We start from the raw sequence: 26,833 nt of genomic DNA, 5'->3' as shown, positions 1-26,833 counted from the left end.
ACAATAAATAAAGATGCACAATATACAGGACACAATATATAAAGATTGCTGAAGCTGGATTTTTTTCAAATGAGATTCAAGCTCGTCATGCTTTCTTTAATTGTGTAGGGTCTAGAGAAGTAGAAAAGATGATCAAAGCATCATAAATAATTTTAAATAAATTCTTCCTTATATATAACTCGACAGGCTCTTGTTAATTTGCCAAATAGCGACAAATACTAAACAAGTTGTAAACATTTGTAGTAGCTGTAATAATATGCTTAATTCCGGTATTAATATAATAATAACCGGTTGTAATATTATCAGGACTCCGCTTGAAAACATTACTAACCTTATAGAAGTTTGTATTGAAGTTTTAGTAGTAAGTAAATTAGCTAAGCTATATACTAACAAAACTATAATACTTCTCTCTAATAAGAATGTTACAAACCAAAATAATATAATAGCCGGCATACCGAAATAAATAAATAAATTTGGTGCATATAATAAATTATCAGCAAAATATTTTTTTATTATTTCAGGAGTTAAAATTACTTCATTTTGTTTGAATATCTCAGAATAGTTAACAGTACTTGGGAAATTTTTCTTAGTATTGGCTACAATTAAATTTATCTTCAGCTTATTCTCTTCAAGTACAAACGGTATTTTGCTTTTTTCTTTATTAGAAACTTGATTTTTTGTATCAATGACGACTATTTTATTGTTATTTTTACTATATAAATATATAGGCTCTACTTCTTCAACTGAAATTTTTGAATTATTATATTTAATTTCCGGTAATTGATTGATAATATATTCAATGTTGTCTGTAACTTTTGATGATTGTATTCCGTTAAAATAATCTTTTAAAGTTATTATGTAATTTAATATAAAAATACAATAAATTATTGACGAAATAAAAGACACGGTAAATAAATATCTTATTCCGTATCCTTGATAGTTTATATATACGTCTTTATAAAACTCTATAGAGCTAATTGATAAACGTAATTGACGGAGTAATGCATTTAATCCTCCTAATATAAATGATAATAAATACATGTATGAGTAATTTATTTAAGTTTCTCACCCTCTTCCTTCTTAATCCGGTTGAGGTAGCTATTAAGTCAGTTTTTTACCGGCTTTGATTAAATTTTTGGCTATATTAATTGTGATTTAAGTATTTTTTCTATTTCTATTATCATTTTGACCAAATTTGGTCAAAATGTAGAATAAAATTAACTCTATTTTGTATGCCATTATAAAACACTAAAGGATATATGAAAGGAAATTTTTTGTTTTTTATTACTTTCATATGATATTCATCAATATTTAACATATACCTAAATAACCAAAAAGCCATATAATAGTGTATGACACGAGGTTGTATCAAAGAGTTATTTCCGCTAGGCAGGAAACCATCTATGTCACTAGATGAATCTAAGGGTATGAAAAAGAGCTACCCTGACAATGTGACGAAATACTCTTAAGCATAGGGAAAATCTCGTGAAAGCAATTTCTTTCTAATAATCACAATCAGATAAGTTGCTAGATAGCCAATATGATAAAGATATCTGATCCTTAATGAAAGAAGCCCAAGAAGTTATCAAGATGAATATCACATCAACAACTTTTGCATTTATTGGGTGTCAAAAGAGATTAACATTAGACAATATTACTATTTTCACCCTTTTCATCCTACACGTAAAAATCGTTTTTTTCATTCAATATATCATCACGGTTTGTATATAAAGATTCGAAAATAAAATAGAGTCCTTTAAAGCTAGTTGCACGGCTATATTATCCTTATCATGTCTTTCTATAGCTTTAGGAAGCCCCAATTCTTTAACTACATTACCTAATTTTTTTATATTAGCTCGAAATTTAGTGGAATAAGAATTTGATACAGGTATTTTGGAGGGATTTATTATTTCCTCTCTACGTTCTTGTGTTTTAACATGATAATAGCTATTTTCTTTAAGTTATCGTATAAATCTTCCATTCCAATTGTATTGCGAATAATATCGTTTATACTAATTATTTTATTTTCCTATTTTCTCTTACGCCTTGCTTCGATTATGTTGTAAACCCCATCTAACTTTTTACAAATATTTTAATTATAGCTTCTTCCTCTATAGTATTATTTTTAAATATCTTAGCCTCAGCAATTTGAAAATCTAGTATAATAGTTCTTGTAGTACAATAGAAAGTGTAATAATAATTGTAAAATAAGATGTTTTCCTGTTTTAATTTTTCAATTTCTCTAAAGATTTCTGCTTTTTGTATTGTTCCACTATCTTTTAGTGTTTTATTGTGGCTATCTATCTTAATTTCATGGGTATCTAATCTTTTATTTGCTCCGACATCTAGTAATTTAAAATTACTGGTTTCCAACCTTATTTTCGCATCTTGAATTATTTCGGTTGCAAACTTCAGCTTACTACTATGTTTAAATATTTGTTTTTCTTCTTTAGGATTAAGCTTTTCATTCTTAATAAAGCAATCAAATTGTTCTTGGGATTCTAATTCGTTAAATATACTTCTTTAACATGAAGAGTTGTTAAAGTGATTAGGAACAATAGTTTGGAAATTGTCATTTACCAATGAAGAAATTTTATTTCTATATTTTTCAATATTCTCAAAAAATAACCTTATAGAATCAGTAAATGTTTCAAAATTTGCATAAAATTTATTGTTACTTATAATAGAATGCATAAATTTCCACAGTCGTTCAATGGGATTCAGATTGGGACTATACGGTGGCAAAAAGACTAGCTCTATTTTACTATTTTGTAGATATTCTCTAACCTTTTTTGACCTACGATATCCCGCATTATCACATATCAGATAAATCTTACTTTTATCTTGATTATTTTCTTCCAATTTCTTTAAAAATTCAATGATATAATCGCCATTAACCTTAGGATTATCAGTTGTTACTACATTTAGACTTTTTAGATTAATTGCACCTATAATATGCTTACGTTTCCATCCACTAAAGCTTGGTAATGTTTTTACTGCATTCTTTCTAATCCAACCAAATCGAGCCCTAGTTTGATATTGTGGATGAACACTATCCATAAAATAAATACACTCATCACTTGCTAAATTATTTCTTAACAAACTATATTGAAGCTTAAATTCCTCTTGTTTATCTAAATCTATTTTTCCAGGAATTAACTTAGGTTTTTTATAACTAAAACCTAATCTGTGTAATAACTTTATTACACCAGCTAATGTATAGATTACTCCATATTGATTTTCTATATACAAACCTATATCTCTAGCATACACATAATTATTAGTTTCAAGGTGCTCTATTAATTCTTCTTCTTGATTTCTAGTAAGTTTACTACAACTACCACCATTTTCCGGCTTCAGCTTCTGATCATTATGATAATCTATTAAATGGTTCCTTATCCCTTCATCACTCAGTATTAACACTTTTGATATCTCACCAATACTATAGCCATCATCATACATAAGAACAGCTTTGATCCTCTGATCCTACCGTCTCTCTCCTGCTTATGACGACTCTTTAATTCTTGCTTTTCTATTATTGATAATTTTTTATATTCCATGATTACTTATTAGCATATTATCTCACTATAAGCAATGTTTCATTTACTAGAGGTATATATATAACAAACGGTTTTTATAAAGAATTTTTAAATAAACTAGATAAAGAAGAAAAATTAGAGCAGGAACAGGTGAAGAGATTATTGTAGCTACAATCAATCGTCATTGCGAGGAGGCATTGTTACGTGGACCGGTAAAACCCACTGTGTCACCCCGTGGCTTGACCACGGGGTCCATAAAAACAATAAAAAATACTAATAATTTAGTATTTTTAACTGGATCCCATGGTGGTATGACAGAAGTGAAATTGATCCACGCAACAATGCCTTGCGAGGACGATTTATGCAACAATACTTATGCAAGGATAATATAATGAAAAATATGTAGACGAAGTTTAATTTGGAAAAGAGCAAGGACTTAATACGTGAGCACCGCAGTACTTATAGGACGACGTAGCCAATTTTTCGGGGGTGTCAGAAAGTTTGTGTAAGTTATAAAAATAGTTAAGAATAAAATTAACTAAAGAACCCTCAGCTATAAGCTGAGGGGTTATAAAGTGGAATCGATTAGAAATCGATCATCATTCACAGGTTCACCTTCCTGTTCATCAATATAGCGCTGTATCATTTCATCAGTTATATTACCTGAACTGACCGCCATATAGCCCCTAGCCCACAAATGATTGCCCCAAAATTGTTTTCTTAAATGAGCAAATTCTTGCAATAAAATTCTTGAGCTACTACCTTTTAAATACTATACTAACTTGCTAAGAGATATTTGTGATTTATATGAGATAAACATATGCACGTGATCACATGATATTTTCCCTGAAATTATATATACTTCATGTTCCATACAAATCTGCCTTAGTAAATCTCTAGCCCTTTCCGCTACTTTGCCTATCAATACTCTCTTCCTATATTTTGGTATCCATATAAGATGTACTTTTAAATCATACTGACTATGACTATTCTTTCTATAACTTCTCATGTTTCTTGATATAAATTCATTGCTAAAGCAATTTCATTATATCTTCCCTTCGCCTGAAGGCGAGGGATTTCTTATCCCCGAAGGGGGACATTAAAACAACTTACATGAGGCTAATATGAAGAATAAGAGTAAAGTATCAAATCCGACTATAGAAAAAGTAGTATCAGAAATACTATCACAAAGTGATCCATCTGAGATATTTGGCAAAGAAGGAATATTTCAGGAAATTAAAAAGCAGATAGTAAATAAGATTTTAGAAAAAGAAATGGAATCTCATATAGGTTATGAGAAGCATTCTAAGAATACCAAGGAGTCAGATAATAGACGTAATGGCAATTATGAAAAGACTCTAATAGATTCCGAGGGTCGTAAATTGATAGTAGAAGTGCCAAGGGATCGGGAAGGAGAATTTGAACCTCAACTAATTCCAAAAGGAGTAAGGAGATTTGAAGGATTTGATGATAAAGTAATATCTTTATATGCTAGGGGAATGACTATTCGAGAAATACAAGGGCACTTAGAAGAACTATATGCCACCAAAGTATCATCTGAGTTAATATCAAAGGTAACTGATGGCATTTTAGAGGAAGTTACTGCGTGGCAGAATAGAGCACTTGATAGTGTATATCCTATAATGTAGATTGTATTCATGTTAAGGCAAGAGACAATCATATAATAATAAATAAAGCAGTTTATCTAGATATTGGCGTGAATATAGAAGGCAAGAAGGAACTATTAGGTATTTGGATAGGCAAGAATGAAGGATCTAAATTTTGGATGCAAGTAGTAACAGAACTGAAGAATCGTGGTGTAGAACAAATATATGTTGCGTGTGTTGATGGTCTTAAAGGTTTTCCAGAAGCAATAAATAGCATTTTCCCAAAAACCACAGTACAACTGTGTATTGTTCATATGGTAAGAAACTCTGTAAAATACGTATCATATAAAGATTTAAAATTGGTAACAGCTGATTTAAAGGCAGTTTATTCTGCAATAAATGAAGCAGAGGGATTAAGAGAATTACAAAATTTTGCTAAAAAATGGGATGAAAAATATCCAGTTATTTTTGATATATGGCAGAGAAATTGGTCTGGAATAGCTCCGTTCTTTAGCTTTCCGGAAGACATTAGAAAGGCGATTTACACTACTAATGCTATTGAATCAACTAACCGTCAAATTCGTAAAATTATAAAAAATAAGGGGGTATTTCCAGATGATAAATCGATTCAGAAAATAATCTTTTTAGCATTGACAAATGCTTCTAAAAAATGGACAATGCCTATTAAGAATTGGGCCATGGCTTTAAATCAATTTGCTATACTTTGTGATACTAATTTACAAAATTGGGCAAATGGAGAAATCGTACTTACATAAAAAATCTGACAGACCCATCGATTAGAAATCGATCATCATTCACAGGTTCACCTTCCTGTTCATCAATATAGTGCTGTATCATTTCATCAGTTATATTACCTGAACTGACCGCCATATAGCCCCTAGCCCACAAATGATTGCCCCAAAATTGTTTTCTTAAATGAGCAAATTCTTGCAATAAAATTCTTGAGCTACTACCTTTTAAATACTGTACTAACTTGCTAAGAGATATTTGTGATTTATATGAGATAAACATATGCACGTGATCACATGATATTTTCCCTGAAATTATATATACTTCATGTTCCATACAAATCTGCCTTAGTAAATCTCTAGCCCTTTCCGCTACTTTGCCTATCAATACTCTCTTCCTATATTTTGGTATCCATATAAGATGTACTTTTAAATCATACTGACTATGACTATTCTTTCTATAACTTCTCATGTTTCTTGATATAAATTCATTGCTAAAGCAATTTCATTATATCTTCCCTTCACCTGAAGGCGAGGGATTTCTTATCCCCGAAGGGGGACATTAAGAAATGAGTTTATAGAAAAACGCGAGTTTCGTATTAATAGAGGAACTGAATAGCTGATAGTAACTGGGTTACGAGGATATTAGTAATATTGTTTTTGTTATAAAATGTACTTAAAACTGCATAAATTTTTAGTAAATTGTCTTTTTTGACTATAACTATTAAATTGTAAAACTTGTCACACCTCTTACAAACCTTGAAAGGATAAGCATTATAGCATATTCATTAACCATAATTTAGGCATCTTAATACGAAACTCGCGTAAATTAGAAAAGATACTAGTAACTTTACATATTTTTTTGATGCTGTTTATCACGTATTACAAAAAGTAACTACCTTACCTGCTTAAGCTATACTACTTTTTTTGGGTTAGTATGGTGGTAATGCAATAAAAGTATGCTAGGTGTCATACTGCGGCTTGACCACGGTATCTAAAAACAACTTAAAGTACTAAATTTAGTATTTTAGCTGGATACCATGGAAGGACCATGGTATGACATTCTGACTAGTTTTTAATCCCCACAATCTTTCACTTCAAACAATAATATTCACAATTTTACGAGGAACGAGGATAATCTTCTTCAGTTCTTTTCCCTCTAAGAACTTTTGTACCTTTGGCAGACTGACGGTAATTTGCTTTATTTCATCTTCACTTACGGAAGTTTTAAACTCATAGGTATCACGGAGTTTGCCGTTAACCTGCACTGCCATAATATATGTATCTAACTCTAGCATTGATTCATCAAATGCAGGAAAAGACGAATTATATAATCGCTCTTTATTGCCAAGCTTCTGCCAAATTTCTTCCGTAATATGCGGGATAAAAGGATTTAGTAGCTGTACTAAAACATTAAAGCCATGCCTTACGGTTTTAACATCAATTTTATCTTTGGATATTTCAGCAGATATAGCATTAGAAAGCTCACGCATACGTGCTATTGCTCTGTTTAGGGCAAAATGCTTTATATCTTCGGCGACATGCTTTATTGTAAAATATACTAATCTATTTAACTCTTTACTAATTTCAGTTATATCATCTTTTAAAGAATCTATCGCCTCAAACATATGCTCAAGCCTATTAATAAAACGTGAGCAGCCTTCAATACCGCTTGCCGACCATTCTAGATCTTTCTCAGGCGGACTATCGGACAGCACAAAAAACCTAATCGCATCTGCCCCGTATTGCTCTTGCATTGTCTCAAGATCGATGAGGTTCTTTTTAGATTTACTCATCTTCTCAATGCGTCCCTGCACTACTCTATTATTGCTTTCTTTATGAAAAAATTTATTACCTTTTTTAACTACTTCTTCAGGATATAACCAATTATTATGCTCGTCTTTATAAGTAGCATGTAGCACCATCCCTTGAGTAAATAATCCTTTAAAAGGCTCACGAACGCTTACGTAATTCTGTTCGTTCATTACCTTAGTGAAAAACCTTGCATATAATAAATGCATTACCGCATGCTCTATGCCGCCTATATATTTATCGACCGGTAGCCAATAATCACAAGCTTTTTTATCGGTCATATCTGTAGCATTGCTATTGCAATATCTCGTAAAATACCAAGATGATTCAAAAAATGTATCAAAAGTATCGGTTTCACGAACAGCTGGCTTATCGCATTTCGGACAATTAACATGTTTCCAACTAGGATGATGATCAAGCGGATTACCGTGACCGTCAAAATTTACGTCATCAGGTAACGTAACGGGTAAGTCTTTGTAAGGTACGGGGACTATGCCGCAAGCTTCGCAGTGAATCATAGGAATAGGACATCCCCAAAAGCGTTGACGAGAAATCCCCCAATCTTTTAGACGATAATTTACGCTGCGTTTACCTATACCTAGTTTCTCAAATTCCCCAATGATTTTTTGTTTTGCTTCATTACTAGTTAAGCCGTTTAGAAAATCTGAGTTAACCAAAATTCCATCTTCCGTGTAAGCGGTCTTTTGTACATCAATATCTGCTTTTATTACTTGTTTAATAGGTAAATTCATTTTAACGGCTAATTCATGGTCACGTTCGTCATGAGCAGGACAACCGAAAACAGCACCAGTGCCGTAATCCATTAACACGAAATTCGTAATAATAACCGGCAATATTATATTAGAGTCAAAAGGATGAATGACATAAAGACCGGTAAACACTCCCTCTTTTTCAGCCTTTTCTAGTTCGCTAATTCCTGTAATATGTGAACATTTAGTTATAAAAGCTAGTATCTCAGGTGTTTTGGAAACTAACCGTTCTATTATCGGATGATTAAAGGCAATTCCTATAAAGCCAGCTCCGAAAATAGTTTCAGGTTTGGTTGAGAATACTTCTATAGTAGTATCTTCATTATCCTTAATTTTGAAATGAAAGTTAGCACCTATCGATTTACCTATCCATTTCTCTTGCATAAACCGAATAGCTTCAGGCCACTCTTTTAAATTCTGAATTTCGTTTAATAATTCTTCAGCATAATCGGTGATTTTTAAGAACCATTGCTTTAAATAGCGTTTCTCAACAATTGCACCTGAACGCCAACCACGCCCGTCTACAACTTGCTCATTCGCAAGAACGGTATTATCAACCGGATCCCAATTAACAAGTGATTCTTTTTGGTAAGCAAGATTTCGTTCATAAAGCTCTAAAAAGAATTTCTGCTCATGTTTATAATACTCAGGATCACAACTATTTATCTCTCTAGACCAATCATAAGAAAAACCCATAGATTTTAGCTGCTTTTTCATATTCTCGATATTAGAATAAGTCCAATCTTTCGGATGAGAATTATTTTTTATTGCGGCATTTTCGGCAGGTAGCCCAAAAGCATCCCAGCCCATCGGATGAAGCACGTTAAAACCTTGCATAGTCATAAACCTTGCAATAACATCACCTATAGAATAGTTGCGTACATGACCTACATGGATTTTACCGGAAGGATAAGGCAACATTTCAAGTACGTAATATTTTGGCTTGCTACTCTCGTTTGATACTTCAAAAGCTTTTTCTTCTTGCCAAATTTGCTGCCATTTTTGTTCTATTTGGTTCATATTTTTTTATAATTTATATGCTGCATCGTCATTGCGAGCAGTCGTAGACTACGCGGCAATCTCATCAAATATCCTGAGATTGCTTAGTCAATTGCTATGCAATTTCCTCGCAATGACGGAAATACTGTTATTACCTCGCACTATTAATATATATATCTCTAGCTTTTCTTAAAATTTTATCTTCAAGCGTGATAGCAAGATTTGAGGTGTTTTCATTAAGTACCCATTGTTTATTTTTAAGCATTTCTTCAAATACTTTCACTTCAATTGAATCAGGGCTTATTACATCGTCTTTAATAAATATATTTATTTTAAATCGAAAATTAGGATTAGAGCGTGGGCTATACCATTCTGTAATAATCACGCCGCCGTTTGAGTCAGCTGATGCAAGAGGAGCAAAACTTATAGTCTCTAATGCTGCTTGCCAAAGATATTTATTAACCGAGCCTCCTACAGCTTTAGTAGATTCGTTTTTTACCCTGCCCGGTCTAAAAACTAATCCTTCTTCACCTGCTATAGAACCTACTTCGTCCCATTTCTGCTCTCGTTCTGTTTTTGGATAATCATCTGCTAAGATACTAGTACTTATTGCACTAAGTATAATTACAAAAAATAATCCGATAATTTTCTTCATAACCAATATTTAATTAGTGTGCTTGAGGGAAATAATAGAGAAGCTTTGGCTATTAGTCAAAAATTATTTGAACATAACTAATATGTCATTCTTGCGTGGACCGGTAAAACCCACTGTGTCATACCGTGGCTCGACCACGGGATGACAGAGGTGAAATTGATCCACGCAACAATGCCTTCTCACAATGACGGGAAAACTGATCCATGTAACAAGACTACACCTTAACAGGCATGACGACAAAAATATCTTTAGGATTCTCAGGAAATTTAATAAGTACCGGTGCTGAAATATCTGAAAAATATAGTTCTACTAAATCCGATTTCACTGCTTTTAAGACATCTTCCAAATATTGCGGATTAAAGCCTATAGCTAAAGACTCATCACTATTATATTCATAAAAACTTTCCTTATCTTGTGAAGAATTAATAACCTCTTTTGCGTTACCTCTTGCTTCACCGACGGCACTAATCTCTAAGGTTTCACGAGATAACGATAATTTTACCGCTCTAAATTTTTCAACGGTTATTATCGCTATCCTTTCTATACTATCTGCAAATATTTTTCGATTAATTACTAATTTTGAGCTACTGCTTTCCGGAATAAAAGCACTATAATCAGGAAAAATACCGTCTATAAGCTTTGATAGCATAATAGTATTTTCGTTACATATAAACTTAATCTTATTGCTACTTAATAAAATTTCTATATCTTCATTTATATTTTTAGGATCTTTAACTATTTTTAAAATTTCCTCTGCACTTTTTTGCGGTAATATAACTCCAAAATTCTTTATTTGTTTTTCTAATGTTACCCATGAAATCGAAAGTCTATGCCCATCGGTACTTGCTGAACAAAACTCTTTGTCTTTTATGTGTAAATAAACACCGTTTAAATTATAACGAGTTTCATCTAAAGAAATCGAAAATTTTGTCGATTCGATTATTTTAGCAAAATCCGTGCAGGAAATTTTAAAACTTGCTTCAGGATTAATACTATCCATTGCAGGAAAAGAACTAACCGGCAAAGTAAATAAATTAAATTTACAATTTTTTCCTTTGATCTCAAGTCCCGTTGTACCGAGATCTGTTAATGTAAGTTCGGAATCCGGAAGTTTTCGGACTATATCATTTAGAGTTTTCGTAGAAACGGTAAGTTCGCCTTCACTTACTACCTGTACTGCTATTTTTTGACTTAAGTACAAATCCATATTAGTAGAACTAAGTTCCAGATTGCCGTCTTTTGCCGATAATTTAATGTTTGCATATTCAGGTATTACATTACGTTTTTCAACAACGGAACTTGCAAACCCTAGGGACTGAACTAACGTTTTTGTTTCAACTATTAATTTTAACATATTGTTATTCTCTTAATGTTCCTTGAAATTTTTGCGAGATGGCAGCAATTAAATCTTTACTGAACGAATTTAAATCAGTATCAGATAACGTCCGATCATCCGCTTGTAGCTCTATTTTAACCGCTATAGATTTTTTACCTTCAGGTAATTTATCACCGCTATAAATATCAAATAATATAACTGATTTGACAAGCTTTTTATTAAAATTATTTATATATGATATTATTTCACCGACTCTATGATCTTGATCAACAATAAATGCGTAATCTCTAAAATTAGATTGAAAATCCGATACTGCAAATTCGTCTCTTTTACCGAATTTAGCTTTTATCAACGGCAAATTTGTAATATTTAGCTCGAATGCGAATATTTCCTGATTAATATCGTAATATTTCAAGATTTTAGGGTGTATCTGCCCAAAATGACCTAATAAATTTTTACCAAGCCCTATATTTACTGCTCTGGTTGGATGATAATATTGTGGCAATGCTGCCCCATTTGTTGCTATACATTTATCTATAGATAGTCCTGCATAATCAACTACCAGCTCTAAATCGCCTTTAAGATCAAAAACATCATAGCCCCGTCCAAGCGAATGAGGATTTTTATTATTATATGAACCGCTTATAATTGCCGTCAAATAAGTTGCTTCCGTATTTAAATCTACAAAACTCGGCCCAACTTCAAAAAAAGCCATATCTTTTATAGAGCGTGCTAGATTTTTACTTACTATACTTAACAAATTTGGTAGTATAGTAGGACGCATATAATTGTCTCCTATGCTAATAGAATTAAGCAAAAATAACTCTTCTTTTAATTCAGCAAACAACTTTGCATCTTCGCTACTCATAAAAGAGTTAGTTACTACCTCATCATAGCCTTTGCTTGCTAATATCCTTTTAAAACTAGATATTCTTTTATGCTCTCTTAGCTTATTATTATCTTGGTCTAGTTCGGGTAATTTTATACTCTCTATTTTATCATAGCCGTAAATACGAGCGATTTCTTCAGCTATATCTTCTAAAATAGTTATATCGTGACGCCAAGAAGGAGCTATTACCTTTATAATCTCACCTTTAACATTCGTAATAAATCCTAGTTTATTTAACATAGCTTCTATCTCTTTGAGATTTAATTTAATTCCTGTAATTTTTTCTAAATAGCATGCTGAAAAATCTAAAGATTTTTTTTGTGACTCTTTTTCACCGACTTTCACTACTTCCGACACTTCACCGTTTCCGCATATTGACAAAATAAGATTAGTTGCTATGTCCAAAGCCTTTTCCGTAAAATTTCTATCGATATTACGCTCATTACGATATCTAGCATCCGTATCAATTTGGAATCTTCGCCCGCTAGTTGCAACCATTTTAGCATTAAAACAAGCAGCTTCGAGTATTATATTATTCGTACTATCAGTACAACTACTATCAGCCCCGCCAATGACACCAGCCAGACCTTGAATACCGCTTTCATCTTTTATAACTAAATCATTTTTGGTAAGTAAATATTCTTTGCCGTTTAGGGCGTGGAAAGTAACTGCATCATCCTTGTCATACCGTGGCTTGACTACGGTATCCATAGAACAACTTACAGTACTAGTAATTTCATTGGATCCCACAGTCAAGCCGCGGGATGACAATTGTTTTTCCTCGCAATGACGATTACAATGACGTGCTACAGTAATCTCTCCTTTTATCCTATCCGCATCGTAAGCATGCATAGGCTGCCCGAAGCTATAGGAAATATAATTTGTTATATCCACTAAGCTTGAAATAGTTTTTACCCCGACATTTTTTAATAATTTCCGTAACCAATCAGGGCTTGGTTTATTTTTTAAATTTCTTATTTCTCTAAAAGTAAATAACGGGCAGGCTTCTTTATCTTGCACGTTAAGCTTCATTTTAGAAATGAATGTACTCTTTATTTCCGAAATTTCTAGCTCTTTAAGTATTCCTATTCCTTTAGCTGCTAAATCTCTTGCAATGCCATAAACTCCAAGTGCATCACCTCGGTTAGGAGTAACGTTAATAATAAATACCGGATCATCTAAACCGTAATATTTAGTAAAATTCTCTCCAACCGCAGCATCTTCAGGTAGCTCTATAATCCCTTCAGACTCTGAAGCTAGCAGTAATTCCTCTTCAGAGCAAAGCATACCACAGCTTTTTTTGCCTCTAATAACAGATTCCTTAATCTTAAATTTACCGTTTGGTATTTCTATTCCGATATTTGCAAGTACTACTTTTATACCTGCTCTTGCATTACTCGCACCACAAACTATTTGTAGCATACCGCTTTTAGTCTCAACATCACAAAGCTTTAATTTATCAGCTGACGGGTGAGGTTTAGTACTTGCTATATATGCTACTTCAAATTTTTGTAACTCCCCTGCCTTATCTATCACCTCTTCTACTTCAAGGCCTATAGCTGTCAGGGCCTCGGCAATTTCAATAACCGAAGCCGATGTCTCTAAAAATTGTTTTAACCATGATAAAGTAAATTTCATTTTGTTAACCCCATTGCTAAATTCGGTATATCAAATGAGGTAAAGTTATAATGTCTAAGCCAACGCATATCACCTTCAAAAAATTGTCTTAAATCTTTAATATTATATTTTAGCATCGCAAAACGCTCTATTCCAAGCCCAAAAGCAAAGCCTTGATACTCACTGCTATCGATTCCAACATTCTTAAGTACGTTTGGATGAACCATCCCGCACCCTAGCACCTCAAGCCATTTATCATTTTTATTCATCCGAATATCAACTTCAGCAGAAGGTTCGGTAAATGGAAAAAAACTGGGTCTAAAACGTAATTCAATATTAGAATTTTCAAAAAAGCTTTTTATAAATTCCGTGATAACATATTTTAAATGTCCCATATTGATATTTTTATCAATAACAAGCCCTTCTATTTGGTGGAACATCGGCGTATGCGTCATATCCAAATCCGATCTATAAGTCCTACCCGGTGCTATAAACCTAAAAGGCGGTTTGCCGTTTTTCATAGCTCTAATCTGCACTGTTGAGGTATGAGTACGTAATAACAGCGGCTTATTATTTTCCTGACCTTTCAAATAAAAAGTATCATGCATTTGCCTTGCGGGATGATCATCTTCAAAATTGAGAGCGGTAAAATTATGAAAATCATTCTCGATATTCGGTCCGTTTTCTATAGTAAAACCAAACTGCGAAAATACTTGTATTAACTCCTCACTACATTGTGTTATTGGATGAATAGAACCTTGTTTATATCTTCTTGCAGGGATTGTTAAATCAATTTTATCGGCAGCAAGTTTAAAATTTAGTTCCTGCTCCTCTAAAATTTCTTCTTTTGCTTTTATTATATTCTGTATTTTATCTTTTAATTTATTGATTTTTAAGCCAAATTCTTTACGTTCCTGTTCATTTAAACTACCTAATTTTTCAAGCTCACCGGTCACTATACCGTTTTTGCCTAAAAATTCTACTTTATATTCTTGCAGATCTTTTAAGCTTTGTACTAATAAGATTTTTTCCTCAGCAAGCCTTAATATTGTTTCTATATTTTCCATGATTTTCTTTATTTTATGTTAAAACTGTTATCCCGTGGCTTGTCCACAGGATGACACTGAAAACGTTTTTTGATCGACGCAAGCAAACCTCATGAGGGAATGACAACGCACCTCATATACCCCTCTTCTATCCCCACCAACTTCGCTTTAAATATCTGCCCTATTTCTAAAGGTTTATCTAGCTTTACCGGAATAAAATTCTCGGTATGAGCAATATTATTATTCTCTACTAATAACTCCACTTTCTGCCCTATATGTTTTTTAAAGAATTCGGTCAACTGATTTTGCCCTTCTTGCCTTAAAATTTCCGCCCTTTCTTTTCTTATATTTTTAGGTACTTGCGGCATACGTGCTGCAGGCGTCCCTTCTCTTTCCGAATAAGGGAAAACATGTAAATATTGTAATTCCGCTTCTGAAATTAATTTTCTTGTATTTTCAAACATTTCAGGGGTTTCCGTCGGGAAACCGGCTATAATATCCGCACCAAACGATACTTCCGGTCTTATTGCCCGCAGCTTTCGACAAAACTCTATTACGTTTGCTCTATTATGGCGTCTTTTCATACGTTTTAATATCATATCGTCGCCTGCTTGCAAGCTAATATGAAAATGCGGCATTATCCTTTCACTATAAGCTATAAGCTCAAAAAGTTCATCATCTATTTCAGCCACATCTATCGAAGATAATCTAAGCCTCTTTAATTCAGGGACTAAATTCAAAACTCGTTTAATCATTTGTGCGAATGTTGGACTTCCCGGCAAATCACTACCGTAAGCCGTAACATCGACACCGGTAAAAACTACTTCTTTAAAGCCGTTTAATACTAAATGCTTTACCTGCTCTGCTATAGCTCCTATTGCTACTGATCTACTTTTACCTCTACCGTAAGGGATAATACAGAAAGTACAAAAATGATCACAACCGTTTTGTACCTGAATAAAAGCACGAGATTTACCGTCAAAGCTACTTACTAAATGACTTGCCGTCTCTTTCACCGACATTATATCGTTAACTGTTATTTTTTCATCGGTAATTTGGTAGTAATTAGGTAATAACTTCTCTTCATTACCTATAACTTTGTCAACTTCCGGCATATTACCGTACATTTGCGGACTTGTTTGAGCGCTACAGCCGGTAACAATAATTTTTAAATCAGGATTATTTTTTTTAGCCTTGCAGATAGCTTGTCTTGCTTGTTTCTCAGCTGCTTTAGTTACCGCACAAGTATTGAATATTGCCACATTATCGATACCCGACAATTCCAAGTTTTTTCGTATTATCTCACTTTCATAAATATTAAGTCTACAGCCAAATGTTACTACTTCTTGTCTTAAATTATTGCTCACAATAATATTCCCCACGTGCTACAAGCGTAGCTGCCCCTTGCATTATTATATTACCGTTTTCTTCTTTCATAGTAAGGTTACCGTGCTTAAATACTACCGTACTTGGTGAATGGATAAAACCGAGCTTTAAACCGGCAGCAAAACTACCACAAGCTCCGCTTCCGCAAGCAAGCGTTAACCCTACCCCCTGCTCCCAAACAGATAAATAGATTTTATTATCTTTTACTTCAGCAAAATTAACGTTTACCCCATCTGCGAATAATTCCTTAGCCTGCAATTTTTCACCGACAATTTTTTGATCTTGAGGTTCTAACTTACTAAAAATAACCAAATGCGGATTACCTATATCAACGCAAATAGTTTCCTTTAAATCAATCATATAACGCTCTGCAAATTCCCAAATTCTATCACGGCTTGGCATCCAAGCTTCATTAAAACTAACGCTTCCTACATTAACGCTAATATTATTTTCATCATTAACATTACATAGCAAATTTTTATTGCCTACCATTACGGTAATATCTTTCTTTCCCGTATCAAGATAAATTAACTTGGCTAAACATCTTGTAGCATTACCGCATAATTTAGCACTAGAGCCGTCTATATTATAGATAATCATCTCATAAAAATCATCATGCTCTTCATAAATAATAAACTGATCACAACCTATACCCGTATGACGATCAGCCATATTTTTTGCTAACTGCGATAAATCATGTGAACTTGATAAATCTCGTTTGTTAACAATAACAAAATCATTACCGAGACCATGCATTTTTACAAAATTAATTTTACTAATCATAATGTTTTACATATTAGGAAATTGTATTATAGCAAATTTCTTGGAATTTGCTATAATGTAAGTGGTGATATATAAAAATATAGACTATTATGCTAATTTACATTTCTTAGACCTTAAAAATAACTATGCATTTTTAAAAATTTTCGGTACGGGAAAAATAAGGATATACTTATTCATTTTCTAAATGACATTTTAGGTTATACGGGAAAAGAAGTAATTACCGAAGTTACTTTTTTAAAAACAATCCAAGATCCCGATATCGCTGCTTATAGACAATCTATAGTTGATGTATTATGTAGAGATAAATACGGTACTCAATTTATTGTAGAGATGCAGGTCAGCAAACATACAGGTTTTGAAAAACGAGCTCAGCTTTATGCAGCAAAGGCCTATTCAAGACAAATAATAAAAGAAGATGAAGATCATAAAAAATGGCAGTATATGCAAAACTTCGAGGAGTAATATTCTTAGCTATTGCCGATTTTATTTTATTTCTCGATAAAAAAGATTGGAGATCAGATCATAGATTACTTGATACTAAAACTTATGAGAACGACCTGCAAGATTTTTATTTTATCTTTTTAGAGCTTGAGAAATTTAATAAAGAATTAGATCAATTAGAGAACCTTCAAGAAAAATGGGCATATTTCTTTAAACATGCACATGAAAGCACTCTAGAAGAAATGGAGAATTTGATAGGTCATGATTTTATTATTAAAAAAGCTTTTTATGCTTTGGATCAAGCTAGTTGGTCTGAAGAAGAGTTAAATATTTATGAAAAAATGCTTACTACATGACAATTTTTAGAGATGTAAGGACTAAAGGATTGAATTTTGCTGATAATTCATGATGATAACGGGGAAAGAACTTGGTTTACATATGAAAGATCATTCCGCCCCTCTAGTCGAATTATTACAAAAACATATTTCGCTTAATTTATCAAGAGCAAAATGTTTAGGATTATTTATCATTTCAATGCTTAACAGCAGGACAGTAAACATGTCATTGTTATGCAATAGAATGCCGTCTGGGATTAAAGCAGCTTCATGGTATAGAAGGATGCAAAGATTTATCTCTGAAATCTCAATATCATGGAGAGTATTACCTGTTATGTTAGTCATGATGACTGGGTTTGAGCAGGAGCAAAAATGGGTATTGTGTTTAGATAGAACGAATTGGAAATTTGGTAAACGACATATAAATATTTTATATTTAGCTGTCAGTTTTCATGGTATAGCGATCCCCCTTTTTGGAATTTTCTAAGTGATAAAAAGTGTGGTAACTCTGATTATATTGAGCGTATTGATCTGATGGAGTGTTTTTTAGAAGTTTTTGACAAAAACCGCATTGAAGCATTAACCGCTGATAGAGAATTTATAGGTAAGGAATGGCTCTCTTGGCTTAGAACAAATCAAATAAGATACGTTTTTCGAGTTAGAGAAAATAGACAATATATCAGTAATGCAAGGGGAAAAATGGTTAAAATACAAGAGTTATTTCGCCCTCTAGCCATAGGATCGCATGTGAGTTTGTCACAACGTAGAATTGATACAAAAGGTGAAATATTTAATGTAGTAGGGATCAGAAATAAGAAGAGTGAACTTGCAGTCTTAATACATAGTGATGAGATCAAAAATCCTGCTGAGATATATGCTCAAAGATGGCAAATTGAAACAATGTTCAAAGCTTTTAAATCAGCAGGATTCAACTGTGAAGCAACTCATATTACTAATGATTTACGATTAGATACATTGATGCAAATATTGTCTATTGCATTTTGCCTAGCTTATCAAACTGGAGAGATTATAGTTTTAGATAAACCAATAGTTATTAAAAAACATGGTTATAGGCAAAATAGTATATTTCGTGTTGGATTAGATACATTGGTTAATATCTTGTATAATATTTCTACTCAATTAGTACGTTGGATACAGCTGTTGTCCTTGATATTCCAATATCCAAAGATGATAAAATGAAAAATTGTCATGTAGTAAGCAAATTTCCAATTCGTTCTATCTAAACACAATAACCATTTTTGCTCCTGCTCAAACCCAGTCATCATGACTAACATAACAGGTAATACTCTCCATGATATTGAGATTTCAGAGATAAATCTTTGCATCCTTCTATACCATGAAGCTGCTTTAATCCCAGACGGCATTCTATTGCATAACAATGACATGTTTACTGTCATGCTGTTAAGCATTGAAATGATAAATAATCCTAAACATTTTGCTCTTGATAAATTAAGCGAAATATGTTTTTGTAATAATTCGACTAGAGGGGCGGAATGATCTTTCATATGTAAACCAAGTTCTTTCCCCGTTATCATCATGAATTATCAGCAAAATTCAATCCTTTAGTCCTTACATCTCTAAAAATTGTCATGTAGTAAGGAAAAAATGATAAAAACCGAAATGGATAATCTAGCCGTAGAAGGGCAGAAAATTATGGATGCTGAAGCTAAAGGGGAAGCCAGAGGAGAAGCAAGACAAAAAATTTCTATAGCTAAAAAAATGCTAGCAAAAAATAAATCTTTAGATGAAATTATAGATTTTACCGGTTTAACAGAAAAAGAAATCGAACAATTAAAGTAATGAAGATCCTTAATATTATGCTAAGTCATGACCTTGGCGGCATTCAACAAGCATTTTTAGATTATAACACAGCTCTTGGGATGCAAAAAATTGAGGTTATAAATATCACTTCTTACAAGGCAAAAATAAATTCCTTTCTACACAAACAAAACTTAAAACTACCTAATATAGTACCGTTTGATTTACTCTCGGTACTTATTCTTAAATATATAATTCATAAGACTAAGCCCGATATAATTATAGCACACGGTAATAGAGCAATAAATTTTAGTAAATTTGCTAAATCACAAAATATAAAATTAATCGGTATCGCTCATAATTATAGTTTAAAAGGACTACGTAAATGTGATTTTGTTATTACCTTGACGCATCATATGAAAGAATTTTTACTAAAAAATAACTTTGCCGAATCTAGGATATGCATCCTACCGAATATGATAAATATTGCTAAAGACTTCACTCCAAATAAAACATATAGAAAACCTATCGTAATTGGTGTATTAGCAAGATTTGTAGCTAAAAAAGGTGTTGATGTTTTTATTAATGCTATAAAAATTTTAAAAGAAAAAAAATATGATATTCAAGCTGTTATAGGTGGAAGCGGCGAGGAAGAAGATAATTTAATTGCTTTAGCACGTAAACTTAATTTACAAGATCAAATATCATTTACGGGATGGGTTAACGATAGAGATAAATTCTTTAAACAAATAGATATTTTTTGTTTACCGTCTCTTCATGAACCGTTTGGAATTATAGTGCTTGAAGCAATGGAGGCAAGCGTGCCTATCGTTAGTACGGATACTGAAGGACCTGCAGAAATTCTAACACACCTACAAGACGGGCTTATTTGTAAAGCCGGCTCTAGCGAAGATTTAGCAGAAAAAATTGTCTATCTAATAGAGAACCCTATAAAAGCAAAAGAATTTTCTAAAAACGCCTACCTTACTCTCAAACAAAATTATGACATTAAAGTTGTTTCTGAAAAGTTACAGCATATTTTAGAAAGCTTCAATAAAATACTTGCCCCTACCGATTCAATTAATTCTTTTACCTTAGAGTTTTTATGAAAATTAATATTATCCATTACTACGACTTGTCCTGCCCTTAATTCTTTAATGAGTATATCCTTGACATACGTCTCAAAAATAGCTTTATTACAATTGCCTTCAAATATTAGAGGTGCTACAATATTGCTATTAAATAGGCCAGCAATCATACTAATTCTGTGTTTGTGCTGATAAACTTTTTCACCATAACATCTTTCTCCTTTTGGGCTCCAGCCATGTTCTCGACACGCATTATCTTCTATTCCTGATTCATCCAAAAACACTAGTTTATCTTTGTCTATGGTGGTTATCTTTTCTATAAACTCATTTCTTAATTTATGATTTCTTTTGGGATGAAGAAAAGTTTTTTTATAGCTGTAACCAACTTTTCTAATCATGTTTATTATAGTTCTTGCTGACACTTTACTAGGATACAAGATGGCTAGCTCTCGACTGCTTTTATCTTTATTAGATTCCAAAAATTTTTTAAATCCTTCCATATCTGTTATTTTATGACTATGCCCTTTTTGATAGCCAGTTTTTAATTGAACATCTCCTGTTTCTTTCTTTAATTTCTTCCAATCATATATTACTTTACGGCTGATATTAAATACTTGACTTGCTTCTATTATTCTTTTCCCTGACTCAATATATTGAATCACTCCCTTTCTTAAATCATATGAATATGGACTTGGCATAACTATTTTCTAATTACTTTACCATATCCTTTTATTAATATCACTATCTTAATTGCCTATGCTATATTACCTAAAACCACCTGCTCATGTTTATCTAATGAAGAGTCATAATGCTTCGTCTCATTTATAAAGTTACTGCAATTATTATGGTAAGTACCTAATGCAAGTTTCGTATTAATAGAGGAACTGAATAGCTGATAGTAACTGGGTTACGAGGATATTAGTAATATTGTTTTTGTTATAAAATGTACTTAAAACTGCATAAATTTTTAGTAAATTGTCTTTTTTGACTATAACTATTAAATTGTAAAACTTGTCACACCTCTTACAAACCTTGAAAGGATAAGCATTATAGCATATTCATTAACCATAATTTAGGCATCTTAATACGAAACTCGCGTTACCTATTTGAAGCACCCTTATAACTCTGATAAGATGAAGTTTCATAATGCCCTAGATCTTCTCTAAGGTAATAGTAAATATTGTCTGTTATTGGCATTAATATACTCAATTAACCTGAAGAGTTGCAGAAATGGTTAACGGTAATAGTTTGGAAATTATCGTTTATTAAGGTACGTAACCTATCTTTATAATCGGCGATGTTGCTGAAAAATTTGTTTATTGCTTCCGAAAATTGTTCAAAATTATGATAAAATTTATTATTAGTTGTAATACTGTATACTGTGCATAAACTTCCATAATCTCTCAATTGGGTTAAGATTTGGACTATATGGTGGCAAAAATACTAGCTCTATGTTACTATTTACTAGGTATTCCTTAACTTTCTTGGATTTGTGGTAACTAGCATTGTCACAGATTAAATATATTCTTTCCTTGTCACTATTCTCCTCTTCCAACCTTTGTAGAAAATTAACTATCTGCTCCCCATTTATTTTGGGGTTCTCTGTCCTTACTAACTGTAAATCAGCTAGGTTAATAGCACCAATCATGTGCTTTCTTCTCCAGCCACTGAATGTCGGTAAGGTCTTATTTTGGTTCTTTCTTATCCAACCACACCTTGCCCTTGCTTGATACTGAGGATGAACACCATCCATAAAATATATGGCTTCCTTATCTCTAAGATTCCCTTTTAGTAAACTGTAGTTTAACTTAAATAATTCTTGCTTGTCAAAATCCAGTTTAGCCGCTACTACTTTCGGCTTCTTGTACACAAATCCCAGTTTGTATAGTAATTTTGTTACTCCCGTTATCGTATATGTCACACCATATTTGTTCTCAATGTGATGCATGATATCTTTAGCATAAACATAATTATTTACTTCTAGGTGACTCACTAATTCTGCCCTCTCACCATCACTTAATTTGCTTGTGCTACCTCCATTATTGGTAAAGCTTATTGGCTTTTTGATAATCAACAATGTGTTTTCTTATCGCTTCATGGCTCAAGAGTAGTACCTTAGCAATCTCTACATTACTATACCCATCCATACATCAAAACTACCTTAATACGATCACGTATGCGTCCGTCTCGTTCTGTCTTATGACGTTCCTTCAACTTTTCTCTTTGTTCTTCTGTCAATACATTCTTACTCATCATGTCCTAAACTCTACAATATCTCTCCTATCTTTGCAACCCTTCATTTACGAACAGTATACTTTATCTATTATATAATTGGCTGCCCACCAAAATGCGGCAAAAACACCGCCATCAATACTTAAAGTATCTTCTTCTGTTTCACAAGTTATAACCCTAGGATAACAGAGGTTTGCTATACTATCTAGACTTAGATTTAAATTTAAATCTGACTCTGAATCTAGCACGTCTATTTTTTTCTATTAGTCATAAAGATCCCCTTTTTAGTTACTAATTAACTAAAGAACCCTCAGCTATAAGCTGAGGGGTTATAAAGTGGAATCGATTAGAAATCGATCATCATTCACAGGTTCACCTTCCTGTTCATCAATATAGTGCTGTATCATTTCATCAGTTATATTACCTGAACTGACCGCCATATAGCCCCTAGCCCACAAATGATTGCCCCAAAATTGTTTTCTTAAATGAGCAAATTCTTGCAATAAAATTCTTGAGCTACTACCTTTTAAATACTGTACTAACTTGCTAAGAGATATTTGTGATTTATATGAGATAAACATATGCACGTGATCACATGATATTTTCCCTGAAATTATATATACTTCATGTTCCATACAAATCTGCCTTAGTAAATCTCTAGCCCTTTCCGCTACTTTGCCTATCAATACTCTCTTCCTATATTTTGGTATCCATATAAGATGTACTTTTAAATCATACTGACTATGACTATTCTTTCTATAACTTCTCATGTTTCTTGATATAAATTCATTGCTAAAGCAATTTCATTATATCTTCCCTTCACCTGAAGGCGAGGGATTTCTTATCCCCGAAGGGGGACATTAAACTTTTTATATAACTTGCTTCTAAGGGTAAATTTGTATGTCAATCCGGTACTCGCATCCTCACGTACTTTTAGGTACACTGTGGCAGGTAAGCACTTCTGTGTTTCCTTCAAATTCTTCCTTATTAGCTACATTATGCAATAAGTCTATTGTAGGCTAAGTAATTTAAAAAAATCAATTAGCCTCTTAAATAGAGTGCAGGATTTTATACCTGAAGTCAATTATTATATTAATAATTTAATATTTTTATTAACTTATCTTAATTTAAATTAATGCATAAAAATATCGATTTCATTCCAACCGAGTAAATCTAAATTAGCTCTTGTCGGTAAAAAACGGAAAATATCTTGGGCAAGTTCATATCTATTTTCTTTAAGTAGCATTTTTTGTAAAATATCTTTTAACTGATGCAAATAAAGCACATCTTTTGCTGCATATTCTTTTTGTTCTGAAGATAAATTGTCAGCACCCCAATAGGAAGATTGTTGTTGTTTTGAAATATTTATATTAAGCAATTCTCGGCACAAATCGTTAAGCCCATGACTATCGGTATAAGTTCTAACTAGTTTTGAAGATATTTTAGTACAAAAGATATTTTCTAAATCTATACTTAAATATTTTTTTATGAATGCTAGATCAAATCTAGCAAAATGAAATATCTTGCATCTAGTTTTATCTAGTAATAATGCTTTTAAATTAGGAGCTATATAATCTTGATTTGTAAAATGAACAAAATGAGCTTCACCATTGCCGTTACTAAATTGTAGTAAACATAGTTTATCTCTATGTAGATTTAGCCCCATTGTCTCGGTGTCTATAGCTAGATCTCCTTCAAGTTCAAAATTATTAGGTAGGTCGTTTTGATAAATTTTTATAGTCATAAATGATTTTTAATTCCTTTTAATCAATAATGTTGTTATGTGGTTCGTTTTCCCGTCATTGCGAGGAAAAGCTGCAAGTTTTGACGAAGTAATCTCGGGAGTTTGTTATTATTTCATGAGATTGCCACGCAGCCTACGCCTGCTCGCAAGGCATTGTTGCGTGTATCAATTTTACCTCTGTCATACCGTGGCTTGACCACAGGGTGACACAGTGGATTTTATCGATCCACGCAACAACTCCTGCTTGCAATGACGATACCTACCTTTGACTAGGTGTGTCTTTTATTGTAAACACCTGCTCATTTGGAGCAGCTACTCCTAAAACTTTCTTTGCTTGTTCTTCTAACATATCTTTATTTAGCGATTCCGTTCGGAGTAATTTGACGTTATGTTCAAGTTCTACTCTTTCTGCTCGTAAGCCTTTTAGTTCATCATAAGCTTTTTCAAGCTGCCTATTTACTTTTAAATATGCAATAATCCCTTTGTTACCATATATGCAATGAAAAACAAAATATCCAAGCAGTAAAGCTAAAAAGATATTTAAAATTATTTTTTTAGAATGATTATTTAAATGTATTATCATAAATATATATTCATAAGAAATAATACCGGAGCAGTTAAAATAATACTATCAAATCTGTCTAGTATTCCTCCATGACCGGGTATTATATGACCGCTATCTTTAATATTAAATTTTCGCTTAAAATATGAAATAAATAAATCACTTAATTGAGCTATTAATGCTAATATACAACTAATTATAAACAAATAAATTTTATTTGAAAAATAGTAATTTTCAATATGAAAGTTTGGTATAAAACTAACTAATACCGCAACTAAACCTGCTGATAATACTCCCGTAACTAAACCGCTCCAAGTTTTTTTAGGACTGATTTTTGGAGCAAGTTTTGCTCCTTTAAAAGTTTTGCCGCCAATCATAGCGAAAGTATCTACCGACCAAATTATGCAAAAATAAAGCATAATAAGCCATCTATTGGTATCTTCCATAATTAAAAATATTAATAGGCTTATAGGAATCGGAATAATAATTAGCCCAATTAATAGAAAAGGAATAGAAGAATAGGTCATATTATACCATTCACTTAACATTCCCATACCTACTATTATCATTAGAATATAGAATAAAGGCTTAAACCATAATATAGCTATAACAAATAACGGAACTAAAACTATACCGGACAGGATTCTTAAATATATATTTTGTTTATCTTTTGCCAAATGTTCTTTTCCTTTTTGAGTAATCATTTATAGCTTCTAGTATATCATCTTTATTAAAATCAGGCCAATATTTGGATGAGAAATATAATTCAGCATAAGCTGCTTGCCAAAGCAAGAAATTACTGATGCGATAAACCTCGCCCGGTCTTATTAATAAATCTACATCCGGCATTTCAGGATCATATAAAGCGTGTTGTATATCGCTTTCACTTACTTCTTTTTTACCGCTTGCAATAATTTTTGTGTAGGCATCAACTATTTCTTGGCGACTTCCATAACTAAAAGCTATACAAAGCGTTATTTTATTATTATTTTTTGTTAATTCTATAGCATTATTTATTTGTTTTTGCAATGAGCTACTTAATAAATTAAGCCTACCTATTACTTTTATTTTAACGCCGTTTTTATGTAAATTGTTTAATTCATTTTTTAAATAAATACTTAATAATTTTATTAAGAAATCTACTTCCGTGCTTGAACGTTGCCAATTTTCGGAAGAGAAAGTATATAAAGTTACGTACGGCACGCCAAGATTAATAAACTCAGGGAGTAATTCACGAATTTTATCGGCTCCTGCTTTATGCCCTTCAGATTTTGTTAAGTTATGCCGATCTGCCCAACGAGCATTACCATCCATTATTATTGCTAAATGTTTTATGTTAGTCATTATTTTATATTTTAGATGTTGCTGCATGGATCGAAAAACGTACTTGATGTAATACCGTGGCTTGTCCACGGTATCCAGAATAACAACTTAATAATGTTATTTTTTTGTTTATTTTCCTGG

Annotated in this window: 26 protein-coding genes and 5 pseudogenes; 8 read left to right on the top strand and 23 right to left on the bottom strand. The window is 32.4% G+C overall.

All coding sequences use genetic code 11. The features are described 5' to 3' along the window. Positions 1–168: 168 nt before the first annotated feature. From REIS_RS03335 to REIS_RS03320, 4 genes are all read right to left on the bottom strand, one after another. Entirely contained in the window at positions 169–1,041 is an 873-nt protein-coding gene (locus tag REIS_RS03335; RefSeq protein ID WP_008579848.1) for a DUF1189 family protein, read from the bottom strand. A 139-nt stretch (positions 1,042–1,180) separates the two neighbouring features. Further along, on the bottom strand, positions 1,181–1,342 hold the full coding sequence (locus REIS_RS03330; RefSeq protein ID WP_256377137.1) for an Rpn family recombination-promoting nuclease/putative transposase: 162 nt from the start codon (positions 1,340–1,342) through the stop codon (positions 1,181–1,183). A gap of 731 nt (positions 1,343–2,073) precedes the next feature. Then, complete coding sequence (locus tag REIS_RS03325) at positions 2,074–2,373, bottom strand: hypothetical protein (RefSeq protein ID WP_008579845.1); 300 nt, start codon at positions 2,371–2,373, stop codon at positions 2,074–2,076. A gap of 150 nt (positions 2,374–2,523) precedes the next feature. Then, positions 2,524–3,477 carry an IS630 family transposase gene (locus tag REIS_RS03320; protein ID WP_256377136.1) on the bottom strand — a complete coding sequence of 318 codons (954 nt, stop codon included), beginning with the start codon at positions 3,475–3,477 and terminating at the stop codon, positions 2,524–2,526. Between the two features lie 250 nt (positions 3,478–3,727). Between REIS_RS03320 and REIS_RS17745 the strand changes: the two are divergent. Beyond that, a pseudogene (locus tag REIS_RS17745) lies at positions 3,728–3,895 on the top strand (tRNA(Ile)-lysidine synthetase); the annotation flags it as partial. 212 nt (positions 3,896–4,107) lie between these two features. Here the strand turns inward: REIS_RS17745 and tnpA (REIS_RS12365) are convergent. Beyond that, positions 4,108–4,548: pseudogene (tnpA, locus tag REIS_RS12365) on the bottom strand (IS200/IS605 family transposase). A 115-nt stretch (positions 4,549–4,663) separates the two neighbouring features. On the opposite strand from tnpA (REIS_RS12365), the pseudogene REIS_RS10995 reads away from it, so the two are divergent. Next, positions 4,664–5,922, top strand: a pseudogene (locus REIS_RS10995) (IS256 family transposase). On the opposite strand, the gene tnpA (REIS_RS03295) reads toward REIS_RS10995, so the two are convergent. The 8 genes from tnpA (REIS_RS03295) to dapF all read right to left on the bottom strand — a co-directional run bounded on the left by tnpA (REIS_RS03295) (position 5,915) and on the right by dapF (position 17,188). Then, positions 5,915–6,367, bottom strand: a complete 453-nt coding sequence (gene tnpA, locus REIS_RS03295; RefSeq protein WP_008579840.1) for an IS200/IS605 family transposase — start codon at positions 6,365–6,367, stop codon at positions 5,915–5,917. The pseudogene REIS_RS10995 and the gene tnpA (REIS_RS03295) overlap by 8 nt on opposite strands. 625 nt (positions 6,368–6,992) lie before the next feature. Beyond that, positions 6,993–9,497, bottom strand: a complete 2,505-nt coding sequence (gene leuS, locus REIS_RS03290) for a leucine--tRNA ligase (protein ID WP_008579839.1) — start codon at positions 9,495–9,497, stop codon at positions 6,993–6,995. Positions 9,498–9,627: 130 nt separating this feature from the next. Further along, the gene (locus REIS_RS03285; RefSeq protein ID WP_008579838.1) at positions 9,628–10,131 is read right to left on the bottom strand and encodes a DUF3576 domain-containing protein; all 504 of its coding nucleotides are present in this window, start codon (positions 10,129–10,131) and stop codon (positions 9,628–9,630) included. Between the two features lie 214 nt (positions 10,132–10,345). Then, positions 10,346–11,485 (bottom strand): DNA polymerase III subunit beta, encoded by a 1,140-nt coding sequence (gene dnaN, locus REIS_RS03280; protein WP_008579837.1) that lies wholly within the window; start codon positions 11,483–11,485, stop codon positions 10,346–10,348. 4 nt (positions 11,486–11,489) lie between these two features. After that, a complete protein-coding gene (gene pheT, locus REIS_RS03275) occupies positions 11,490–13,994 on the bottom strand; it encodes a phenylalanine--tRNA ligase subunit beta (RefSeq protein ID WP_008579836.1) in 2,505 nt (834 codons plus the stop codon). Beyond that, positions 13,991–15,040, bottom strand: a complete 1,050-nt coding sequence (gene pheS, locus REIS_RS03270) for a phenylalanine--tRNA ligase subunit alpha (protein ID WP_008579835.1) — start codon at positions 15,038–15,040, stop codon at positions 13,991–13,993. The genes pheT and pheS overlap by 4 nt, the downstream gene beginning before the upstream one ends. An 89-nt stretch (positions 15,041–15,129) precedes the next feature. Further along, positions 15,130–16,401 carry a tRNA (N(6)-L-threonylcarbamoyladenosine(37)-C(2))-methylthiotransferase MtaB gene (mtaB, locus tag REIS_RS03265; RefSeq protein ID WP_008579834.1) on the bottom strand — a complete coding sequence of 424 codons (1,272 nt, stop codon included), beginning with the start codon at positions 16,399–16,401 and terminating at the stop codon, positions 15,130–15,132. Next, positions 16,376–17,188 carry a diaminopimelate epimerase gene (dapF, locus tag REIS_RS03260; protein ID WP_008579833.1) on the bottom strand — a complete coding sequence of 271 codons (813 nt, stop codon included), beginning with the start codon at positions 17,186–17,188 and terminating at the stop codon, positions 16,376–16,378. The genes mtaB and dapF overlap by 26 nt, the downstream gene beginning before the upstream one ends. A 129-nt stretch (positions 17,189–17,317) precedes the next feature. Between dapF and REIS_RS17070 the strand changes: the two genes are divergently transcribed. The 4 genes from REIS_RS17070 to REIS_RS10990 are packed head-to-tail and all read left to right on the top strand — an operon-like array spanning position 17,318 to position 19,164. Next, entirely contained in the window at positions 17,318–17,650 is a 333-nt protein-coding gene (locus tag REIS_RS17070) for a PD-(D/E)XK nuclease family transposase (protein ID WP_081819078.1), read from the top strand. Then, positions 17,620–17,985 carry a PD-(D/E)XK nuclease family transposase gene (locus REIS_RS17065; protein WP_008579831.1) on the top strand — a complete coding sequence of 122 codons (366 nt, stop codon included), beginning with the start codon at positions 17,620–17,622 and terminating at the stop codon, positions 17,983–17,985. Before REIS_RS17070 ends, REIS_RS17065 begins: the two co-directional genes overlap by 31 nt. A gap of 49 nt (positions 17,986–18,034) precedes the next feature. After that, entirely contained in the window at positions 18,035–18,451 is a 417-nt protein-coding gene (locus REIS_RS03250) for a hypothetical protein (RefSeq protein WP_008579269.1), read from the top strand. After that, complete coding sequence (locus tag REIS_RS10990) at positions 18,397–19,164, top strand: IS4 family transposase (RefSeq protein WP_338109794.1); 768 nt, start codon at positions 18,397–18,399, stop codon at positions 19,162–19,164. Before REIS_RS03250 ends, REIS_RS10990 begins: the two co-directional genes overlap by 55 nt. Here the strand turns inward: REIS_RS10990 and REIS_RS12355 are convergent. Beyond that, complete coding sequence (locus tag REIS_RS12355; protein ID WP_040614706.1) at positions 19,101–19,523, bottom strand: hypothetical protein; 423 nt, start codon at positions 19,521–19,523, stop codon at positions 19,101–19,103. The genes REIS_RS10990 and REIS_RS12355 overlap by 64 nt on opposite strands. Before the next feature lie 61 nt (positions 19,524–19,584). Here REIS_RS12355 and REIS_RS03240 point away from each other — a divergent pair. Together REIS_RS03240 and REIS_RS03235 are read left to right on the top strand one after the other, a co-directional pair. Then, positions 19,585–19,785: pseudogene (locus tag REIS_RS03240) on the top strand (hypothetical protein); the annotation flags it as partial. After that, positions 19,785–20,852, top strand: a complete 1,068-nt coding sequence (locus REIS_RS03235; RefSeq protein WP_008579827.1) for a glycosyltransferase family 4 protein — start codon at positions 19,785–19,787, stop codon at positions 20,850–20,852. The pseudogene REIS_RS03240 and the gene REIS_RS03235, both read left to right, overlap by 1 nt. Here the strand turns inward: REIS_RS03235 and REIS_RS12350 are convergent. The 9 genes and pseudogenes from REIS_RS12350 to uppS form a co-directional block, all read right to left on the bottom strand. After that, entirely contained in the window at positions 20,744–21,529 is a 786-nt protein-coding gene (locus REIS_RS12350; protein WP_008579826.1) for an IS630 family transposase, read from the bottom strand. The genes REIS_RS03235 and REIS_RS12350 overlap by 109 nt on opposite strands. Before the next feature lie 662 nt (positions 21,530–22,191). Continuing rightward, positions 22,192–22,908: an IS630 family transposase gene (locus REIS_RS03225; protein ID WP_008579825.1), complete on the bottom strand. Its 717-nt coding sequence runs from the start codon at positions 22,906–22,908 to the stop codon at positions 22,192–22,194. Positions 22,909–23,131: 223 nt separating this feature from the next. After that, positions 23,132–23,317 (bottom strand): hypothetical protein, encoded by a 186-nt coding sequence (locus REIS_RS03220; RefSeq protein ID WP_338109805.1) that lies wholly within the window; start codon positions 23,315–23,317, stop codon positions 23,132–23,134. A gap of 75 nt (positions 23,318–23,392) precedes the next feature. Next, positions 23,393–23,833, bottom strand: coding sequence for an IS200/IS605 family transposase (gene tnpA / locus REIS_RS03215; protein ID WP_008579210.1), 441 nt, complete (start codon positions 23,831–23,833; stop codon positions 23,393–23,395). A gap of 88 nt (positions 23,834–23,921) precedes the next feature. Further along, positions 23,922–24,076 (bottom strand): annotated as a pseudogene (locus REIS_RS15515) (palindromic element RPE1 domain-containing protein); the annotation flags it as partial. A gap of 119 nt (positions 24,077–24,195) precedes the next feature. Then, positions 24,196–24,807, bottom strand: a complete 612-nt coding sequence (locus REIS_RS03210) for a ribonuclease D (protein WP_008579822.1) — start codon at positions 24,805–24,807, stop codon at positions 24,196–24,198. 259 nt (positions 24,808–25,066) lie between these two features. Beyond that, complete coding sequence (locus tag REIS_RS03205; RefSeq protein ID WP_008579820.1) at positions 25,067–25,390, bottom strand: FtsB family cell division protein; 324 nt, start codon at positions 25,388–25,390, stop codon at positions 25,067–25,069. Continuing rightward, the gene (locus tag REIS_RS03200) at positions 25,387–26,073 is read right to left on the bottom strand and encodes a phosphatidate cytidylyltransferase (protein ID WP_008579819.1); all 687 of its coding nucleotides are present in this window, start codon (positions 26,071–26,073) and stop codon (positions 25,387–25,389) included. The genes REIS_RS03205 and REIS_RS03200 overlap by 4 nt, the downstream gene beginning before the upstream one ends. Next, positions 26,033–26,740, bottom strand: coding sequence for a polyprenyl diphosphate synthase (gene uppS / locus REIS_RS03195; protein WP_173400484.1), 708 nt, complete (start codon positions 26,738–26,740; stop codon positions 26,033–26,035). Before uppS ends, REIS_RS03200 begins: the two co-directional genes overlap by 41 nt. Positions 26,741–26,833 lie beyond the last annotated feature (93 nt).

This window comes from Rickettsia endosymbiont of Ixodes scapularis, from assembly GCF_000160735.1.
Classification (GTDB): domain Bacteria; phylum Pseudomonadota; class Alphaproteobacteria; order Rickettsiales; family Rickettsiaceae; genus Rickettsia; species Rickettsia tamurae.
The sequence above is the reverse complement of the archived record's forward strand: the minus strand, read 5'-3'. Positions and strand labels throughout refer to the sequence as shown.

Bases quoted from the DNA above. Each gene is read 5' to 3' on its own strand.
- REIS_RS03335 (WP_008579848.1), bottom strand. From the start codon at position 1,041: ATGTATTTATTATCATTTATATTAGGAGGATTAAATGCATTACTCCGT.
- REIS_RS03330 (WP_256377137.1), bottom strand. From the start codon at position 1,342: ATGGCTTTTTGGTTATTTAGGTATATGTTAAATATTGATGAATATCAT.
- tnpA (WP_008579840.1), bottom strand. From the start codon at position 6,367: ATGAGAAGTTATAGAAAGAATAGTCATAGTCAGTATGATTTAAAAGTA.
- leuS (WP_008579839.1), bottom strand. From the start codon at position 9,497: ATGAACCAAATAGAACAAAAATGGCAGCAAATTTGGCAAGAAGAAAAA.
- REIS_RS03285 (WP_008579838.1), bottom strand. From the start codon at position 10,131: ATGAAGAAAATTATCGGATTATTTTTTGTAATTATACTTAGTGCAATA.
- dnaN (WP_008579837.1), bottom strand. From the start codon at position 11,485: ATGTTAAAATTAATAGTTGAAACAAAAACGTTAGTTCAGTCCCTAGGG.
- pheT (WP_008579836.1), bottom strand. From the start codon at position 13,994: ATGAAATTTACTTTATCATGGTTAAAACAATTTTTAGAGACATCGGCT.
- pheS (WP_008579835.1), bottom strand. From the start codon at position 15,040: ATGGAAAATATAGAAACAATATTAAGGCTTGCTGAGGAAAAAATCTTA.
- dapF (WP_008579833.1), bottom strand. From the start codon at position 17,188: ATGATTAGTAAAATTAATTTTGTAAAAATGCATGGTCTCGGTAATGAT.
- REIS_RS17065 (WP_008579831.1), top strand. From the start codon at position 17,620: ATGGCAGTATATGCAAAACTTCGAGGAGTAATATTCTTAGCTATTGCC.
- REIS_RS03250 (WP_008579269.1), top strand. From the start codon at position 18,035: ATGATGATAACGGGGAAAGAACTTGGTTTACATATGAAAGATCATTCC.
- REIS_RS12355 (WP_040614706.1), bottom strand. From the start codon at position 19,523: ATGATGATAACGGGGAAAGAACTTGGTTTACATATGAAAGATCATTCC.
- REIS_RS03235 (WP_008579827.1), top strand. From the start codon at position 19,785: ATGAAGATCCTTAATATTATGCTAAGTCATGACCTTGGCGGCATTCAA.
- REIS_RS12350 (WP_008579826.1), bottom strand. From the start codon at position 21,529: ATGCCAAGTCCATATTCATATGATTTAAGAAAGGGAGTGATTCAATAT.
- tnpA (WP_008579210.1), bottom strand. From the start codon at position 23,833: ATGAGAAGTTATAGAAAGAATAGTCATAGTCAGTATGATTTAAAAGTA.
- REIS_RS03210 (WP_008579822.1), bottom strand. From the start codon at position 24,807: ATGACTATAAAAATTTATCAAAACGACCTACCTAATAATTTTGAACTT.
- REIS_RS03205 (WP_008579820.1), bottom strand. From the start codon at position 25,390: ATGATAATACATTTAAATAATCATTCTAAAAAAATAATTTTAAATATC.
- REIS_RS03200 (WP_008579819.1), bottom strand. From the start codon at position 26,073: ATGATTACTCAAAAAGGAAAAGAACATTTGGCAAAAGATAAACAAAAT.
- uppS (WP_173400484.1), bottom strand. From the start codon at position 26,740: ATGCAGCAACATCTAAAATATAAAATAATGACTAACATAAAACATTTA.